Here is a 1,270-nt window from a genome sequence, read left to right as displayed (position 1 = left end):
GATAAATTCTCTCTAGCATTTTCTGGCTCTCGGGGTTTAGGTCTCTAATCAATCTCATTGTATTTTCCTGCTGCTTCGTTTTTTTATGTATTATACTTCTTAATTTTTTATTTGGGTAATTAATTTTGCATGACTACTTATTGTGTACTTTGGTATTGTGTACTTTGGTTTTGTGTACTGGATAAATAAAAAATGAAGCCCGCCGTATAAGCGGCTCCGGCGGAACAAACACTCGAAACCATAGTTAACACCAAAGCCAACCCCAGCAAAATCAACAGCCACCGCTTCGGCAATCCCGCCGTCACCCCCGTCACCCCAGCAAACTTCGTCCCCGTCAAATTCGCCCGACTAAAATTTGCCCCGCGTATATCACAACCACTGAAATCCGCCCCTGTTAAGTCCGCACCGCGAAAGTTACCACCCCGCAAGGATTCCCCCCAGAAATCCCGCCGCCCGTTTTTGTACTGTTCAATAACTGCTGCTGCCTTCATCGCCTACGAAATTGCCATACTATGCCCTCAATCTTACTACAAGTCAGAAAGCGGGTTTCTTGAGAGAATCCGATTGATACTCCCACCCCAGCGCTTCGGGATTCTTGGTTCAACGAGTCCACGTTCAAAAACCTGGCATTTTTATGGGCAATCGCGTCAGTTTCCACACCTCGCGTTCTAGAATATATCTGGATTTCCCCCATAGATATCTACTACAATAGCCGAAAACCCCTATCTATCAATGGATACACCCATTAACCTTTCTTAATCTACTCATGTTTCTTGTAATATTTCTTAATAGACGGGGATGGAGTATATTTGCTAGAATTTACTGACCGTAATTCTCCTGTGCCAGAAAAGTAGATTTATTCAGCCAACCCTAGATAAGTAGCTGGTTATAATTAAATTATGGATTGTGGGTTCGATCCCCCCTGCCCCCCTTGATAAGGGGGGTGTCTGAGAACTTTTAACACCTACCTACTTAGAAAGCCACTTAAGTAATTTTCTATGGAGAGTTAAATTATAAACCTCTTGCATAATTAATTTTTCAGGGTTCAAAAACGGCAAAAATAAGGATTAAATTGCATAAAATATGTAAATAGACCATTTAATTAATTATTATTCATTCTTAATTCTTAATTCTCCTGACTACTGACTCCTGGCTACTGACTCCTAACCCCAACAACAATTTTTGATTTTTACAAGAGGTCTATTATTATGTCTAGTTTAACGGCAATTCGTGAACATATTTTTGCTTGGGGAAAACGTACTTATATCAT

At 40.6% G+C, this 1,270-nt stretch carries 1 pseudogene; it reads right to left on the bottom strand.

Going from position 1 to position 1,270, the window contains the following annotated elements:
• Nucleotides 1-164 precede the first annotated feature (164 nt).
• A pseudogene (locus PX481_RS02885) lies at nt 165-491 on the bottom strand (pentapeptide repeat-containing protein); the annotation flags it as partial.
• Nucleotides 492-1,270 lie beyond the last annotated feature (779 nt).

It is taken from the genome of Microcystis sp. M53603_WE2 (assembly GCF_030065435.1).
This window is presented reverse-complemented; position numbering and strand designations above follow the sequence as displayed.